This window comes from Oscillatoria sp. FACHB-1406, assembly GCF_014698145.1.
GTDB lineage: Bacteria > Cyanobacteriota > Cyanobacteriia > Cyanobacteriales > Spirulinaceae > FACHB-1406.
Map to the genome: position 1 here is coordinate 305,382 of NZ_JACJSM010000002.1, position 15,835 is coordinate 321,216.

Here is a 15,835-nt window from a genome sequence, read left to right on the forward strand (position 1 = left end):
CCTCCCCCAGTCCCCCCATCCCCCGAACTGTAACAGTTCTTGACAAAGCGACAAAACAACGGACGCTCGGTGATAGCATTCCCATAAATCCCTTTTAGTTGAGAGAAGATTTTATGTCAGAAGAGCTTACTGGGAAGCCTCCCAAGTTTGGGGGCAGCACAGGCGGTCTGTTAACCAAAGCGGATGTAGAAGAAAAATACGCAATTACCTGGACTTCCACCAAAGAGCAAGTGTTTGAAATGCCAACGGGTGGCGCTGCCATCATGAACGAAGGCGAAAACCTGCTCTATCTCGCTCGCAAAGAGCAATGTCTCGCTTTAGGAACTCAGTTCCGCACGAAGTTCAAGCCCAAAATTGAAAACTTTAAAGTTTACCGAGTTTATCCCAACGGAGAAACTCAATTCCTCCATCCGGCTGACGGCGTGTTCCCTGAAAAGGTGAACGAAGGTCGTTCTGCTGTCAATACAAAAGGTCGTCCGATCGGTGCAAACCCCGAGCCGGCCACAATTAAGTTCTCCGGTCAAAAGACTTACGAAGTCTAAACTTCGGCACGGGTTCCCTAGAACTGATGGTGGGTCTCTAGCCGCTCGGTTGGAGACGAGCCATCAGTTGTTTGGTGTCTGTTGCCGTTAGGCTCTTTTAAGGAATTGTATTGTCAATTGTCCCCCATCAATTGTCAATTATTTAACTCGCTCCTTACTTTATGATTTTTCCCGATTTCTCTGAGTTCTCGAGGTTGGCCAAGCAAGGTAATTTTGTTCCGGTTTATCAGGAACGAGTTGCCGATTTAGAAACGCCCGTGTCGGCGTGGTATAAGGTTTGCACGAGCGAACCTTACAGCTTTTTGCTGGAATCGGTGGAAGGGGGAGAAAATCTGGGGCGCTACAGTTTTATCGGTTGCGATCCCACCTGGGTTTTGGAAGCTCGAGGCGATCGCACGACGCAAATTTATCGGGATGGTTCGATTGAAACTCACTCGGGCAATCCTTTCAAAATTTTAGAGCAATGTCTCGAACCGATTCATCCGGTGCAACTTCCCCAGCTACCGCCCGGAATTGGCGGTTTATTTGGATTTTGGGGGTACGAACTGATTAAGTGGATCGAACCGCGCGTTCCGGTTTATCCCGCATCGCCCGAGAGCGAACCGGATGGCATTTGGATGCAGGTGGATAATTTGCTCGTGTTCGATCAGGTGAAGCGGAAAATTTGGGCGATCGCTTACGCAGATTTGCGCGGGGAAAATGTGGATTTAAAAGCTGCGTACCAAGAAGCGTGCGATCGCGTTACCAAACTCTCCGTCAAGCTGCAATTGCCCCTCCCCGTAGAAGCCCAGCCGTTAGAATGGCGTTCTACAACTGCCCTGTCCCCAAATTCCCTCCCCTTAAACTATCAAAGCAACACCTCAAAAACACAGTTTTGTGAAAATGTCAATAAGGCGAAAGATTATATTCGCGCCGGGGATATTTTTCAAGTCGTCCTCTCTCAGCGACTTTCCACGCCCTATCGGGGACATCCCTTCGAGCTTTATCGTTCCCTACGCCTGATTAATCCTTCGCCTTACATGGCTTACTACAACTTCGGAGATTGGCAAATTATCGGCTCGAGTCCGGAGATTATGGTGAAAGCAGAGCGATCGCAGAGTGGTTCGCTTAGCGCCGTCGTGCGCCCGATCGCGGGAACGCGCCCTCGCGGTGCGAGCCAAACTGAAGATGAAGCCCTGGCTGAGGAATTACTCGCCGATCCCAAGGAAATTGCCGAACACGTCATGTTAGTCGATTTGGGACGCAACGATTTAGGGCGAGTCTGCGTTAAGGGCAGCGTCAGCGTAGACGAGTTAATGGTTATCGAGCGCTACTCCCACGTTATGCACATTGTCAGTAATGTGGTGGGAGAACTGGAGAAGGGAAAAAGTGCTTGGGACTTGCTGCAAGCGACATTCCCCGCCGGAACGGTAAGCGGCGCGCCGAAAATTCGGGCAATGGAAATCATCCACGAACTCGAACCGGAACGGCGCGGCGTATATTCTGGCGTTTACGGCTACTATGACTTTGAGGGGCAGTTAAACAGCGCGATCGCGATTCGCACGATGGTAGTTCGCCCTCAAAGCGGCGGCGATCGTCTCGTTTCCGTGCAAGCGGGTGCGGGTTTAGTGGCAGATTCCGTCCCGGAAAAGGAATACGAAGAAACTCTCAATAAAGCGCGCGGGTTGCTCGAAGCCATCCGCTGTTTGCAGTGAACGTCGCTAACGCCGAACTGCTCCATCTCCTGCAACTCGCCAGTTCCTCTCTACCCGTCGGCGCTTACAGCTATTCGGAAGGGCTGGAATTGCTGGTCGAACAAAATGTTGTTGACAAAAGAGATAAATTGTGCTGTTGGATCGAGCGTGAGTTGTGCGAAGGGACGATTCGGATCGAAGCGGCGGTCATGCTGCGGGCGGTGGAAAACTGGCCAGATCGCGATTGCTTGGAAGCTTGGAATGCTTGGCTGTCGGCGAGTCGAGAAACCCAGGAATTGCGCCAGCAGAGTTGGCAGATGGGCGAGTCGCTGTTGAGATTGATGGCAAGTTTGCAGCCAGAATTACGATCGTTTGCCGAGATAAAACCCTGTAATTACGCGATCGCGTGGGGAATTGCGATCGCAGCGTGGCAGATCGACCCCAAAGACGCGATCGCGGCTTATTTACACGCTTGGGCGGCAAACCTCGTCAGCGCGGGAGTTAAACTCATTCCCTTGGGACAAACGGAAGGGCAGCAAATCCTTTTCGGACTGCGCGATCGCATCTTAACCGCCACCCGCGAAATTATTGCCCTTCAGGACGATGAGTTAGACAGTTGCACTTGGGGGTTATCGCTGGCGAGTATGAACCACGAAACCCAGTATACGCGGTTGTTTCGGAGTTAATACCAAATTAATGTGAAGCTGCATAGAATGAAAAGTAGGGTGTGTTAGCGAAGCGTAACGCACCGTCATCCTGAGAATTTAGGAGAGTTTACTCTAGGTAACGCAATCTTAAATTGGTATAAACCCGATTCTCGTGGATTCATGGGTCTCAACTTAAGGTTTTCGGTAGTACATTAACAAGCTTATTTGAGATTACAACTTAGTCAATTTTCCGAAGCGATCTGGCGAATTTCTTCCAGGCTAAATCCCGTCGTTTGGTGAATTGTTTCCTCGTCTAACACCCCTAAAAGTTGTCGCACCATCACGATTTGAGCTTCCCGCCTTCCTTCTTCGCGCCCTTCCTTTAGTCCCTCTTTACGCCCCTCTTTATGTCCTGCTTTCTGTCCCTTCTCCAACCCTTCTTTCAGCCCTTTCTCTAACCCTTGTTTGCGCCCCTTCTCCAATCCTTGCTTCAAAGCCCTCTTAATCGCGTTCCGTTGGTCGTGGATAAAGATTTCGTGTTTTTCTAACTCTTCGAGTTCTTCGCGGCTGAGGTTGGCGCGGTTCGCAATTTCAAAGGCTCTTTTGAGTTCCGGGACTTCTTGAAAATCATCGGGAACTTTCTCTAGTTCCCGGGCATTTTTGATGAAATACAACCATTTATCGGCAAGGCTTGTGAGTTCGTCTAACTCTCGATTAAATTTCGGCAATTCAACAAAAACCAGTTCGAGATCGTCGATAATATAATCGACCAGGTAATCTCGTTCTTTAAGAATGAATCGAGTAATCGCGCGCTCGATATCGGGAAACATTTCAAAGTCCGTAATCGTTAAAGCAATCACCGGATTCAAGAGCGTATAATCGTCTCCCGGTGCGAGTTGAATGGAATAAGATTTAGCAGCATTGTAGAGAATGCGCTTCTCAAACCCTTCAATATTTAAAACTTGCATTTCAATAATGACCGTAGTACCGTCGCTCAGAAGTGCTTTAATGTCTAAATAAGTATCTTTAATCCCTCGGATGCGAGGAGCTTGATAAGGATTGAGAATTTTTAAGTTTTTAATATAGGGCGCACTGGGGTAAAGAATGCTATTCAGAAAACTGATGAGAATTGCTTTACTCTGTTGGGAACCAAAAATTTTTTTAAAGGCGAAATCGGTTTTAGGATTAACAAAGTTCATATTATTAAACCTCGAGTCCACGAAATTAAAGAATCATAAGGGCATAGCATTGCTATGCCCCCTATTTTACTCTTCCTCCTCGCTACTGATACTTTCCCCTTCCGGAGAAGGCGGCACCACAGCCACCGCCGCGATCGCATCGTCACCATCCAAACGCTGCACCCGAACGCCCGTCGCCTTGCGCGATTGAGGCGAAATCGCATCCACAGCTTGCCGGATGATAATCCCCCGATTCGTCACCATCATCAACTCATCGCCGCGATCGACAACTTTCAACGCAACCAGGGCATCTTGGGATCGGAACTTAATCGCTTTCAAGCCCTTACCCGCGCGTTTTTGCAAGCGGAATTGATTGATAGGAATGCGTTTGCCGTAGCCGTTTTTCGTCACCGCTAAGATCCAAGGGCCCTCTCCCGCTTCGGTAACGACATCTTCAACTCCGTTTTCATCGTCGCTTTCTTCCTCGCTACCGATCGCAATTTCAGCAACAATTTGACTGGGAATAATATCCATCCCAATGGCTGCATCGCCGTCAGGCAAATTCATCGATTTCACGCCCCGCGTCGCCCGTCCTAAAGGACGCAATTGTTGGTCGTCGGTGCGGAAGTGAATTGCCATCCCTTGGCGAGAACCGATGATAACGCTATCTTCGCGTTTGGCAAGGCGCACCCAGCGCAATTCGTCGCCCTCCACCAAAGAAATCGCAATTAAACCATTCGTGCGAATATTGCTAAATGCAGCGAGGGCGGTTTTTTTAATGCAACCTTGACGAGTTAGCATCACCAAGTATTCATCTTCAGTAAAAGCGCTGACGGGGACGAGGGAGGTGATTTTTTCTTCTCGCGTAATCGGCAGCATTTGTACGATGGGAACGCCGCGCGCGGTACGAGAAGAAACGGGAATGTGATAGGCATTGATGCAGTAAACTACGCCGCGATCGCTAAAGAATAAAATATTGTCGTGGTCGCAACAAGTAATGAAATGTTCGACACCATCATCTTCCTTCATTTTCGCCCCAGCACGGCCCCGCGTTGCCCGGTTTTGTGCCTCAAACGTCGCCACCGGCATCCGCTTAATATATCCTTGTTCGGTCAGCAAAATAACGGCTTGTTCGTTAGCGATTAGATCCGTATCCAGCAGTTCGCCTTCCGCTTGTACGATTTCAGTGCGGCGCGGAGTTGCGTGAATTTTTTGGATTTCGCGCAATTCCTCTTCAATAATTGCATCGATGCGTTCCCGACGAGCGAGAATATCCTGCAAGTCGGCAATTTTTTCGAGCAATTCTTCGTGTTCGGCTTGAATTTTTTCGGCTTCTAATGCAGTTAAACGTCGTAACTGCATTTGTAAAATCGCATCGGCTTGCACTTCAGACAGTCCGAATTGTTCGACGAGTTCTGCTTTCGCCGTCACCGTGTCGGCTGCCGCGCGAATGAGGTGAATGATGGCATCGAGGTTATCGAGGGCAATCAACAACCCTTGTAAAATATGGTCGCGTTCCTGGGCTTTTCGCAGTTCGTATTGGGTGCGACGGGTAATGGATTCAACGCGGAAGTCCAGGAAAACGCGCAGGAATTGTTTGAGATCGAGGAGTTGGGGTTCGCCGTTAACCAGCGCCAGCATATTCGCGCCGAAGTTGGCTTGGAGGGGCGTTTGTTTGTAGAGGTTATTGAGGACGACGCGAGGATAAGCATCGCGCTTGAGTTCGACGACGATGTGCATTCCGGTGCGATCGCTCTCATCGCGAATATCTGCAATCCCATCGATCTTTTTATCATTGACCAATTCGGCGATTTTTTCAATCAAAGCCGCTTTATTGGTTTGATAGGGCAGTTCGGTGATAATAATCGCTTCCCGTTCCGGACGACCGCGCTGTTGCAGGGTTTCGATGCTGGCAACGCCGCGCATCGTAATCGAACCGCGCCCGGTTAAGTAAGCATCGCGAATCCCACTGCGCCCCAGGATTTGACCGCCCGTGGGCAGGTCGGGACCTTTGATATATTCCATTAACCCTTCCACGCTAATTTCGGGAGTGTGGATGAGGGCGATGCAACCTTCGACCAGTTCGTTGAGGTTATGCGGCGGAATGTTGGTGGCCATCCCCACGGCAATCCCGGAGGAACCGTTGAGGAGGAGTTGGGGAACGCGCGCGGGAAGAACTACGGGTTCTTGTTGGGAACCATCGAAGTTATCGGCAAAATCGACGGTTTCCGATTCGATATCCCGCAGCATGGCGTTCGTTGCCAGGGTTTGCAGGCGACATTCGGTGTAACGCATCGCAGCGGGCGGGTCGTTATCGACGGAACCGAAGTTACCGTGTCCGTTGATGAGAGGGTCGCGCATGGAGAAGTCTTGCGCCATGCGAACCAAAGCATCGTAAACGGCTGTATCGCCGTGGGGGTGATATTTCCCCAAGACTTCCCCGACGACGCGAGCGCATTTACGGAAGGGGCGTTCGGGTGTGAGTCCCAGTTCGTACATCGCGTAGAGGATGCGCCGGTGAACGGGTTTGAGTCCGTCTCGAGCGTCGGGCAGCGCGCGCCCGACGATGACGCTCATAGCGTACTCGAGGTAGGATCGCGACATTTCGTTGCTCAAATCTGTGGGAACAATCCGTTCTTGAAAATCGGAAGTCATGGGGCGGAAAACTCCAATAACAGTGAGTTTAGGCGGTTAAATACGAAAAAGCAGCTTTAAATGCTACTTTTTGCGCGAAGAAATGTAAAATTTTGCCTGTTTTCTTTAATATTTTAACACAATTCTTCTGGGGATGAGGGGCGATAGGGCGGGCGGGAAGCCGAGTCAGCCAATGATAGGAATTTACTTAATACTTGCGGTTGCGAGCGATCGCTCTTCCCTAGATCTAAAATAGGGTTAGTGTCACCTGCCTCCCGAATCGCTCCGTTCAATTTTCTTTAACTATCGATTTGTACTTCGCCATACCAGATTTTCTGCTGGAGAACCCGCCATAACTTCGACTCTTGGGGCGTTACTTTTTTATGGCCGTAAATAGCGCTGAAGATTATATCTCGTTCGTCGCGAGAAAGTTTACCATCGGCAAGGGCGCGATCGATTGTTTTTTGAATTTGTTGGAGTTCCATTTCAATCTCCTTATTGGGCTGACATCCCGCTCTGAAGCGGACAAGGAAGAGCGTTCCGGTACGGGATTGCCAATGCGAGTCGAGGGGAAAGAGAGAAAAGGCAAGCAGTAAACCGCTTAATTTTGTCGTTTTAGATGAGAGCGTTTTTTGATATCGAGCTTGTTGCCCTTTCTCTCGCTTAATCTCCTCAAGCATAATCCGGTTTTTCGACCAAAGCACTGCTTTTTAACGAACTGTTACTTAGCAGAACGAAACTTAATTTGTATACTTGTGTAATTAACGATGAAGGAAGATTGAGACTGTCAAGTTTTTTGAACTTTAAGAAGGGGGTTATTGATGCAGGCAATACCAAAGTCTTAAGGGAGTAAAGATTGTCGCACAAAAGACTGTTGGTTCTGGCAACGGTTCAGCAAAATGCGTGCCGCGCGATCGCGCGGATTCTGATTCAGACAGTCGCTAAATCGAATCGCAGCCTCCTCAAAGACCTGCTGTTGGTAAAGTTGTCGCGCTTCTTCAAACAGCCATCTCGTTGCAAACTTCCCTTCTTTGAGCGCCGCATCGTCCATCTCAAAAACTTCATAAACCGTTACTAATTCTAACTTTCCCTTCACCTGAGTCTTATCGATAGGGCGAATGGCATAACGTTCGGGATTGGCTAATTTGAGCCAAGTTTGCTCGGAAATTAATAAAGGCAAGCCATATTCTTTTGTTAGTCCTTCTAAACGGGAAGCAAGATTAACTGCATCACCAATCGCGGTACTATCCATGCGCGACTGACCCCCCACTGTCCCTAACATTAATTTCCCCGTATTGATCCCAATACCGATCGCAATTTTTCTGCGTTCTTGTTGTTCGCGAATTGCATTGAATTCGTCCAATCGCTGTAACATCGTAATTCCGGCTTGCAGGGCATCATCCGCACTGCCGTGAAATAATGCCATAATTCCATCGCCGATGTATTTATCGATAAAGCCGCGATTTTCGATGATCGCCGGTTCCATGTGACTCAAATAATCATTGATGAAGGTAACATTTTCCTCCATACTCATCTGCTCGGAGAGAGTCGTGAAAGAGCGGATATCTGAGAACAAGATTGACATTTCTTGTTCCACTGTTTCTCCGAGTTCGATATCAACGATGCTTTCTTTATCTAATAACTGAAGAAATTGATAGGGGACAAAGCGTGCCGTTGCTTCTGTGAGTTGAACTTGGGCATCAAGAGCGGCTTCAAGATCGACATTCACCTTAAAGAGATCGGAAATAAACTGTTGTCGTTCTTGCTCGGCAGCGAGGCGATCGCTAATATCAGCAAAAGCCGCAATTGCATAAGCAATCTTTCCATTCGCGTCATAAATTGGCGTTCCCCAAGACTCTAAAGGAATACTGATATTGCTGTGGCGAATTTCTAGGTCGTCAAGTCGAGTGGTTTCGCCGTTTAAAGCGCGGTTTAATGGTAAGTCTTCAGGGGAATATAATTCCTCTGTGTTTACTCGATAAAGCTGATACATATTATCAATTTTTTCGAGTTCGATTCCTGGCATAAAATCCCGACCGAGTAAATATTTAGCTTTACGATTAAGATAAGACAGGATGCCATTATTATTGATAATCACAACACCAACCGGAATACCATCCAAAAATTGTTGGAGGCGATTTTCGTTTTCCTGAAGCTGAGAGATTAGTTGTAACTGCTTTTGATTGGCGGCTTCTAAAGCTTGATTGACTTGTTGTAACTTCAGGGTTTGTTCCCCAATCTGCTGCTTCTGCAAATAACTATTTAAAGCTTCCGCAACTGTCAAGTTGAGATCTTCTGCTTGCCAGGGTTTACTGATATAACGATACAGTTTCGCCTCATTAACTGCATTGCCAACTGCCGTTGCATCAGCTTGCCCTGTCAGCATAATTTTTAAGGCTTCGGGGTATTGTTGATGAATTCGTTTGAGTAACTCATCGCCTTTCAAATGAGGCATAATATAGTCCGAAATAATTACCGGAATATCGTAGCCTTCTGCGCGTAAGTCTTCAAATAATTCTAAGGCTTCCGAACCACTTTCAGCGATTTCGATCGCATAGTCTCTTCCAAACGCCTCTCTCAATTCTGCCTTAAGACTTAGCAGAACTGTTCTTTCATCATCAACGCAAAGAATTGCTCTTTTTTTCATGCGCGTTTGTTCGAGTTTCCTAAGCTTGATTGCCGAGCCTAATTTTTCATTGAAACTATAAATATTCGTCAGTTTCAGGTCATCGCTAATGCTGATTTTAACAAAGATAATAAATCTTCATCCGACCAAGGCTTACGCAGACAACCATGCAGGTTTGCCAGTTCGTAAGCGCGTTCTACAGCCGTTTTATCGGCTTGTCCGGTGAGCATAACCGTGACGATATTGGGAAATTTTTTATGAATCTCGATTAATAGCTCGTCTCCTTTCATTCCTGGCATCAACCAATCGGAAACGACAATGACAATTTTTACATTTTCTTCGACTAATTCTTCAACTAGCTCTAAAGCGTCGTCGGCATTTTCTGCGACTTCATAATTGTAAGTATCTCCAAAATACCCCTTAATTTGTGCTTTGAGGCTTTTCAAGATAGTTTGTTCGTCATCGACGCAGAGGATAACTGGCTTTGACATCTTATTTCGCGTGCAAATCAATAAGGTACAATCAATATAACATCTATAGTATGGGGTCATATCTGTCGCTGGAGCTTGCGACTGCCCGATGGGATAGGAAACCGCAGTTTCTAGTTAAGCGCCGTAACGTTTCTCTTTGCCGGTTCCTCCGGAGAGAGATTGCGGGGAATCAAAATCGCGATCGCGGTTCTTCCGGGCTGGGATTCGACGGAAATTTCTCCCTGATGCTTTTTAACGACTTTACGCACGATATCAAGGCCTAAACCGCTCCCTTCTCCTGCCGCTTTAGTTGTAAAAAATGGGTCGAATATTCTCGGTAAAATTTCGGGAGGAATGCCCTTACCGCTATCGATAAAGACGGCTTGAATAAAATTGTCTCGTTCCGAAATATCGATCGTTAGCGTGCCAGAATAGTCCATTGCTTGGATAGCATTGTGGATTAAATTCGTCCAAACCTGATTGAGTTCGTCCGGATAACACCAAATCGGCTCGATTTCGGTGTAGTGACGAACAACCTCAATTCCTTGCTTGAGTTGATTGTGATAGAGCGTTAAAACCGTATCGATCCCCTCCGTAAGGCTAGCCAAAACTCGCTTGCCCTCGGGGTTGTCGTGGGCGTAAGTTTTCAGGGCAAAGACAATTTTTGAAGCGCGAGCAGTAGCCAGAGTAATAATTTGCAAGCCGCGCTGCAAAGTGGCTAATTTATAGGCAAGTTCGATAATTTCGGGGCTGTTCGGCTCCTTAAACAGAGGCAAAAAGCCTTCAATATCTTCGTAGATGCCTATATCAACGAGAGCATCGGCAAAACTGTCTGCTTTGTCGATGTTTTCCGCTTCCAAATCCCGAGCTAGAGCGCGCCTGAATTTGCGTTCCTCACGAGCGCTATAGGAGCTTTCTTGGTTTTGCGCCCGGTTTAATAAAGCAAAGAAAAGCGTTTCAACTTCAGGAGAAAGGGAGCGCAATAAATCGGGCAACTGCTTGAAAGTTTGCTCGAGAAATTTATTCATATTGCCGGCTGAAGATTGAATCGCACCCAAGGGAGTATTGATTTCGTGGGCGACACCGGCAACCAATTGCCCTAAAGCAGCCATTTTTTCCGACTGAACGAGTTCGTCTCGCGCGGTTTCGAGTTCCTTGAACGCTAGCGTTAATTCCTGATTGCGCTGTTGTAATTCTTCAGTGCGTTCGGTAACTTGTCCTTCGAGGGTGCGGTTGTAATTTTCGAGGATTTGTTCGGCTCGGCGGCGTTCGGTGATGTCGGTAAAGGTTGCGATCGCGTACTTAACCCCTCCGGCTCCATCATAAATCGGCGTTCCCAAACATTCAATCGGGATAACCCGATCGCGCAGACGAATTTCCAAGTCCTCAGCGCGCGTGCTAACGCCTTGTAGTGCCATCGCGATCGGCAAGCGATCGTTAGGATACAATTCGTCCGTACCGCTCAAATAAGTTTGATAAACCTCGGCAAGCGCCTCGGAAGGGGCGGAATCCACGATGCCTTTGCCGAGTAACTGCTGGCCGGTACGATTGGTGTAGTAGGGTTTGCCCTGGCTGTCGATAACAAACACGCCTACGGGAATAGCATCGAGAAAGTCTGCCAGTCGGCGTTCGCTGGCAGAGAGCGCGGCAAATGAGGCTTCTATCTGTCCGGCCATTTGATTGAAGGCGGCGGCGAGCGCGCCTAATTCGTTGCGAGTTTCGACGGCAACTTGTACCTGGAAGTTGCCTTCTCGAATTTGAGTTGCGCCTTCTGTTAGCTGATTTAAAGGTCGAATCAATTGGCTGGAGAAGAGCAAACTCGCTAGTCCTGCGAGCGTCGTCACGGCTAATAACGTTCCGCCGACAACAACTATCATTTGGCGCGCGGGGGCGTAAACTTCTCGCGTCGGCTGTTCGGTAATGACTTTCCAGGGAACGTTACGGGTAGGGGCTAGAGTGCCGAGAACTTCTGTGCCGTACAAACCGCGATAGCGGTCTAAAAATTCACTTCCGATGGAAAGAAACTTAGAGCGATGCGCGATCGCGAAGGGTCGTTCGGAGATATCTTCTACCGTAGCAGTTTCGGGAGAATTCCTCGCTTCGGCAATCAGACGCAGGCGATTATCGATAACGTAAGCATAACCCGTCTTGCCGACGCGGGTATGGGAAAGGACAACCCACAGAAAGCTGAGATTAATGCGAGCGGTTAATACGCCATCGACGCGATCGCTATTATTACGCACGGGAACCGCTAATTTAACGGTGGGAAGTTTCAGTTCGGGATCGATTTCGACTGGGCCGACGTAATCTTCGTTATGGGCAAAAGCACGGATAAAAACGGGCTGTTGGCGTTGATTTTCGAGCTTAACGGGGCGCGTGAGGGAAGCCGTGACAATCGCGTTGCCTTGTCTATCGAGGAGTGCGACGGACTCAAAGGCTTCGTTATGGCGGGCGAGAGCTTCGAGTAAATTTTGTTGGGCCGAGCGCGGAAGCTCAGTAAAACCGCGCATTCGAGCTAGATAATTGAGCTTGCTTTGAACGTCGTTGAGATATTCGTCAATTTCTCGGGCTGCCGATTCACCGCGTTCTTGCTGGAGGGCAATGGCTTGCTGCAACAGGCTTTTAAAGCTGAGGGTCGCAACGAGTCCGCCCGCGAGCAGGGCTGCCGTTACAGCCAGCGCGATCGCGCCGTAACGCAGTTGGCGAGCAAGGGTCAGGGGAGATTGGTAGTCTTTCATGCCGGTTATAGGAGCATTCTATCGAAGGGCTGTTTCCATTGCGATCGCTTCGTGCCTATAAGTATAAATTACGGCAAAATCTCGAGCTTATCCGTGAAGATTTCCTCGGTGATTGCTTTGACTTTTGCTTCTTGTGCGGCGGTAAGCGTGCCTCGGAACGGCGTTAGCATTTGCACCCCGTCTTTAATACCGAGTTTGTATTGCTTGCCCTGCCAGCGCCCGCTTTGGACGAGAATTCCGCCTTGGAGCATGAGCTTGGGAACATCTTGTAAGGCGCTGGTAATGACGCGATCGGGGGCGAGAGGGGCGCGATCGCGATCCCAGCCCATCAGCCAGACTTTCTCTTTGCGCGCCATCTTAAATACTCGTTCTTCTGCCGGTTCGGCGCTGATGGCGATAATATCGGTTCCGTCTTGAATGAGTGCCTCAGCAACTTTCCCAACCTTATCGCGATCTGTCCAAGTTCCCGCCCATTCAATTTTGGCTTGAATATTGGGATCGATCGCTTTTGCACCCTGCACGAAAGAATTCGCCCGTTCTTTCATGTGAGAATAGTCCACGCCGCCGATAAAAGCGACTTTTCGGCTTTGGGATTTCATCGCCGCGATCGCACCCGTTAAATATCCCAATTCGCCACTCCGAAAAATTAAACACCCTTGATTGATATTATTCCCCGGACAGTTGGTTGTAGCGGAAAACTTAACCCGGGGATACTTTTTGGCGACTTTTTCGATCGCGCTCAGAAACTCGCCGCCATGACCGATGACAAAGTTGAACCCCTCCCGCGCGTAGCGATCGAAGACTTCCTCTTTCGCCGGTTCTGGCAATTCGCTCGCCTTCTCCGTGTAGGCAATTTGCGCGCCCAGTTCTTTCTCGAGCAATTTCAACCCCTCAAACCCCGCCTGACTCCAAGAACCATCGTTTTTAGTCGTCGGCAGTACCATTGCGACTTTGAAACCTCCCGTTTTTACCCGTTCCGATCCTGCGGAGGAAGAGGGCAAGTTTGGCTCGCAACTCAGCGAAAGCATCGCGAATCCCCACAATCCCGCCAGGAATAGCCACCCAAAACGGCGACGGTGCAACTTAGCGATCGCCACACCGGGCAGCATTATTCTCCAAGATTTAAAGGCAGCAAAAATGCGAAATCCACGTTGGAGAAAAGGACGAAAAGGCATAGCTCGTACTCGGTTATTGGGGATCGGTTTTGTTGCAACCCGTTTTCTGCCCTAAAAGTCGAGGGCATTCAGTCGTCCCAGTCAATCTTCGGTATCTGCATTCTGTCAAAACTATCGAGGCAAGTTCAGGGTTTTTACGCGATCTAGTATCCGTAAAAATACCATAATATCAGCAAAATTGCTATGAAAAAAATCTTATAGCAGTCTGCACTGAGATTATAGCGTTGGAGTTTCTCAGTTTTGCAATCCCTTCGCGAATAGATTTAGTCGCTAGTTCGCCCGAAAAAACTCCTGTTGGTGCTGGTTATTGTCGCTACCGCCATCGGCAAACTCTTAAAAATCGGCTCGAGCGTCCCGCTGCTTTACAATTTGTCGTGGAAATTTTAGGGGATATTTTTTCGGCATGAATCTGGCGGGCGCAACGGGGACGCTCGAACAGCGGCGTTGCAGATCTTAGGCGCGATCGGTTTATAAGCTCTTACTCAAAAATGCACCTCGGGAACTGAATGAGGATGTAATAAAGTTAGAGTAGAAAGTGTCTGCTCATCCTAACGTGAGCCAAGATAGTTTTGGGAGCCTCTAGAAATTAAGATTTAACTATGTCTCTGGATAACTTAAAACCTGCTTCTAAAGCGGATGCCATCGTCTACGCCCCCTATTTTCAGGGGAACAAGCGGAATTTGCTACCATTAGCGATTGGCTTGTATCAACTCGGATCTTTAGAGGGCGAACGCCATATCGAAGGTGGGGAGAGCATTCCCTTTGTAGCGACTTGGTACGTGACGAAGCTGCCAACGGAGTTAACAGGCTGTCGCCTGCAATTTGCTGGAAATTCTGAGTTAGCCTACGAAACGAGAATCCAAAATTCGGAGTTTGTCGATCATTTGCTAGAGTTGCTCATGAACTACAAGCGCAGCAGACAAACCGATTTTACTCGTGCTTTTTATAGAAAATTACTCAAAATTGATGAATAAAAAGCTTATTTTAAGTGCTATTACTTATACGGAGAAGGAGTGAGGGTGTGGCAAAAGCCAAATATTTATTAGTGGGATCGATCGCAGCCTACAGTGGAAAATCGTCAGCGATCTTGGGGATTGGGGATTGCCTCAAAGAAAAAGGAATCGCGATTGCCTACAGCAAACCGCTGGGAGCGGGCGCGAGCGAAACGGAAGAGGACGTGCAGTTAGTCGCAGAAGTTCTCAGTTTGCCGCCCGAACGAGTGAGATCGCCCCTACTCAATTTAAATGAGGAGACGATGACTGCCCATCTCCAGCAAGATGGCTTGCTTGATGACGCTTCGGATTTAATCGAACATCTAGACGGAATTGAAGGCGAACTCGTCTTGCTCGAAGGCGCGCGCACGCTAGCCGAAGGGACATCCTTGGGATTATCCGCCAGTCAGATTGCAGCCGCCGTCAACGCCCAAGTCCTCTTAATCGTGCGCTATACGTCCTCCCTAGATACGGATGAATTGCTCGCGGCTAAACGGGAACTCGGCGATCGCTTACTCGGCGTTGTCCTTAACGATATCGCGCCGGAAAAATGGGAAGAAGTGCGCGAAGTTATCGTTCCTTTCCTAGAACGCTTGGAAATCCCTGTTTTAGGAACTTTACCTCGCGAAAGCTTGCTCGAAAGCGTCAGCGTGCGGGAATTGAGCCAACAACTCAATGCTAAAGTCCTCTGTCGGGGCGATCGCTTGGATCTCATGGTAGAAGGGTTGGCAATTGGAGCGATGAACGTCAACTCCGCCCTCGAATACTTCCGCAAAGGACGCAACCTCGCCGTTGTTACGGGGAGCGATCGCGCCGAACTGCAACTGGCAGCCCTCGAAACCTCTACCAACTGCCTGATTTTAACCGGCCACAGCCCCCCGCAAGACTATATCCTCAGCCGCGCCGAAGATCTTGAGGTTCCTATCCTTGCCGTCGATCTCGACACCTTAACGACTGTGGAAATCGCCGATCGCGCCTTTGGTAGCGCCCGCATCCAAGAACCGATTAAAGTTCAGTGCGCTCGCGAACTCCTGCGCGATCGCTTCGATTTCGATCGCCTCCTCTCCCAACTCGGTTTAGAACCTGCCTACTCAATGAGCAATGAATCGTGAATAGTAGCGCTAAAAATCGGTAATCCATACCAAGGTAGTTTTGTCAAC

At 48.7% G+C, this 15,835-nt stretch carries 12 protein-coding genes; 5 read left to right on the plus strand and 7 right to left on the minus strand.

Annotation, left to right across the window (positions count from 1 at the left end):
* Nucleotides 1–113 precede the first annotated feature (113 nt).
* The 3 genes from H6G50_RS03935 to H6G50_RS03945 all read left to right on the plus strand — a co-directional run bounded on the left by H6G50_RS03935 (nt 114) and on the right by H6G50_RS03945 (nt 2,901).
* Entirely contained in the window at nt 114–542 is a 429-nt protein-coding gene (locus tag H6G50_RS03935) for a photosystem I reaction center subunit II PsaD (protein WP_190713495.1), read from the plus strand.
* A 161-nt stretch (nt 543–703) separates the two neighbouring features.
* Nucleotides 704–2,236 (plus strand): anthranilate synthase component I, encoded by a 1,533-nt coding sequence (trpE, locus tag H6G50_RS03940; RefSeq protein WP_190713496.1) that lies wholly within the window; start codon nt 704–706, stop codon nt 2,234–2,236.
* Complete coding sequence (locus tag H6G50_RS03945) at nt 2,233–2,901, plus strand: urease accessory protein UreF (protein ID WP_347239867.1); 669 nt, start codon at nt 2,233–2,235, stop codon at nt 2,899–2,901. Before trpE ends, H6G50_RS03945 begins: the two co-directional genes overlap by 4 nt.
* Nucleotides 2,902–3,104: 203 nt before the next feature.
* Here the strand turns inward: H6G50_RS03945 and H6G50_RS03950 are convergent, their stop codons facing one another.
* The 7 genes from H6G50_RS03950 to H6G50_RS03980 form a co-directional block, all read right to left on the minus strand.
* Nucleotides 3,105–4,061, minus strand: a complete 957-nt coding sequence (locus H6G50_RS03950; RefSeq protein WP_190713498.1) for an Rpn family recombination-promoting nuclease/putative transposase — start codon at nt 4,059–4,061, stop codon at nt 3,105–3,107.
* A gap of 66 nt (nt 4,062–4,127) precedes the next feature.
* Nucleotides 4,128–6,695 carry a DNA topoisomerase (ATP-hydrolyzing) subunit A gene (gene gyrA, locus H6G50_RS03955; RefSeq protein WP_190713500.1) on the minus strand — a complete coding sequence of 856 codons (2,568 nt, stop codon included), beginning with the start codon at nt 6,693–6,695 and terminating at the stop codon, nt 4,128–4,130.
* A 278-nt stretch (nt 6,696–6,973) separates the two neighbouring features.
* Nucleotides 6,974–7,354, minus strand: a complete 381-nt coding sequence (locus H6G50_RS23795; protein ID WP_199302689.1) for a hypothetical protein — start codon at nt 7,352–7,354, stop codon at nt 6,974–6,976.
* Nucleotides 7,355–7,515: 161 nt separating this feature from the next.
* Nucleotides 7,516–9,321, minus strand: a complete 1,806-nt coding sequence (locus H6G50_RS03965) for an adenylate/guanylate cyclase domain-containing protein (RefSeq protein WP_190713502.1) — start codon at nt 9,319–9,321, stop codon at nt 7,516–7,518.
* Between the two features lie 74 nt (nt 9,322–9,395).
* The gene (locus H6G50_RS03970) at nt 9,396–9,791 is read right to left on the minus strand and encodes a response regulator (RefSeq protein WP_190713504.1); all 396 of its coding nucleotides are present in this window, start codon (nt 9,789–9,791) and stop codon (nt 9,396–9,398) included.
* A 110-nt stretch (nt 9,792–9,901) separates the two neighbouring features.
* Nucleotides 9,902–12,508 carry a cache domain-containing protein gene (locus tag H6G50_RS03975; protein ID WP_190713506.1) on the minus strand — a complete coding sequence of 869 codons (2,607 nt, stop codon included), beginning with the start codon at nt 12,506–12,508 and terminating at the stop codon, nt 9,902–9,904.
* A 68-nt stretch (nt 12,509–12,576) separates the two neighbouring features.
* Nucleotides 12,577–13,683, minus strand: coding sequence for a BMP family protein (locus H6G50_RS03980; RefSeq protein ID WP_190713508.1), 1,107 nt, complete (start codon nt 13,681–13,683; stop codon nt 12,577–12,579).
* Nucleotides 13,684–14,282: 599 nt separating this feature from the next.
* Here H6G50_RS03980 and ebsA point away from each other — a divergent pair.
* Nucleotides 14,283–14,657: a type IV pilus biogenesis protein EbsA gene (ebsA, locus tag H6G50_RS03985; protein WP_190713510.1), complete on the plus strand. Its 375-nt coding sequence runs from the start codon at nt 14,283–14,285 to the stop codon at nt 14,655–14,657.
* Nucleotides 14,658–14,704: 47 nt separating this feature from the next.
* A complete protein-coding gene (locus H6G50_RS03990; protein ID WP_190713512.1) occupies nt 14,705–15,787 on the plus strand; it encodes a DRTGG domain-containing protein in 1,083 nt (360 codons plus the stop codon).
* The last annotated feature ends 48 nt before the right edge of the window (nt 15,788–15,835 follow it).